Origin of the sequence: Haloechinothrix alba (genome assembly GCF_900188115.1) — a bacterium.
Lineage (GTDB): Bacteria > Actinomycetota > Actinomycetes > Mycobacteriales > Pseudonocardiaceae > Haloechinothrix > Haloechinothrix alba.
Genome location: NZ_FZNW01000075.1, coordinates 1 through 1,235 on the forward strand (window position 1 = coordinate 1; position 1,235 = coordinate 1,235).

The 1,235-nt window shown below is 65.3% G+C and carries 1 protein-coding gene; it reads left to right on the top strand.

Translation table 11 applies throughout. From position 1 onward, the window contains the following. Nucleotides 1-1,193, top strand: a protein-coding gene (locus CHB84_RS22175) for an IS3 family transposase (protein ID WP_245818930.1) whose coding sequence is annotated in 2 segments (ribosomal slippage) — nt 1-223 and nt 223-1,193 — 1,194 coding nt annotated over the 2 segments. Because the reading frame shifts where the segments join, the coding sequence is not laid out codon by codon here. This gene is flagged as partial in the annotation. Between the last annotated feature and the right edge of the window lie 42 nt (nt 1,194-1,235).

Below are 1,235 nucleotides of genomic sequence, written 5' to 3' on the forward strand. Positions count from 1 at the left end.
GAGGTGCGCGGCCAGCATGAGTCGGAGTGGGCCGCGATGACCGCGGTGGCCGAGCTGCTCGGGGTAGGTACGCCGGAGACAGTCCGTAAGTGGGTGCGCCAGGCTGCGGTCGATGACGGTGCCCGTCCGGGGGTCACCAGTGAGGAGTCTGCTGAGCTCAAGCGGCTGCGCCGGGAGAATGCCGAGCTCAAGCGGGCGAACGGGATCTTGAAGGCCGCCTCGGCTTTCTTCGCGGCCGAACTCGACCGGCCGTCTCGGTGATCGTGGCGTTCATCTACGAGCATCAGGGCCATCGCGACGGTGATGGTCTGCGATGGGGCGTCGAGTCGATCTGTGCCGTGCTGACCGAGCACGGGTGCCGGATCGCCCCATCGACCTACTACGACCACCTGGCCCGTACCCCTTCAGCACGGACCCGTCGTGACGAGCAGCTCAAAGCCGAGATCACACGGGTGCATGAGGTCAACTTCGGCGTCTATGGGGCCAGGAAGGTGTGGTTGCAGCTCAACCGGGAGCAGATCACGGTGGCCCGCTGCACCGTGGAACGACTGATGCGTGCGCTTGGCCTACGCGGCGCGGTGCGGGGGAAGGTCAAGCGCACCACCGTCGCGGACCCGCAAGCTTCGCGGGCCGCTGATCTGGTGCAGCGCCGGTTCGCCCCGGCGGCACCCAATGTGTTGTGGGTAGCCGACTTCACGTACGTGTCGACGTGGTCGGGCTGGGTCTACGTCGCCTTCGTGATCGATGCCTACGCTCGCCGCATCCTCGGTTGGCGCACGAGTACCAGCATGACCACCAGCCTTGTGCTGGATGCGGTCGAGCAGGCCATCTGGACCAGAAACCGTTGCGGAACAACGGATCTGACTGGACTCGTGCACCACCACGACGCCGGCAGCCAGTACACGTCGATCACGTTCACCGAGCGGCTCGCCGAGGCCGGTATCGACGCGTCGATCGGCACCGTGGGTGACAGCTACGATAACGCGCTAGCCGAGACGATCAACGGCCTCTACAAGACCGAACTGATCAAACCACGCAAACCCTGGCGCACCGTCGAACACGTCGAACTCGCCACCGCCGAATGGGTCGACTGGTACAACCACCGCCGACTCTACGAGTACTGCGGCGACATCCCACCAGCCGAACTCGAAACCGCGTACTACGCTCAACCAGCAAGCCCAGCCCACTGCTGAGCTGCCACACCGATGAGTCTCCGGACACCCCGGGGCGGTTCA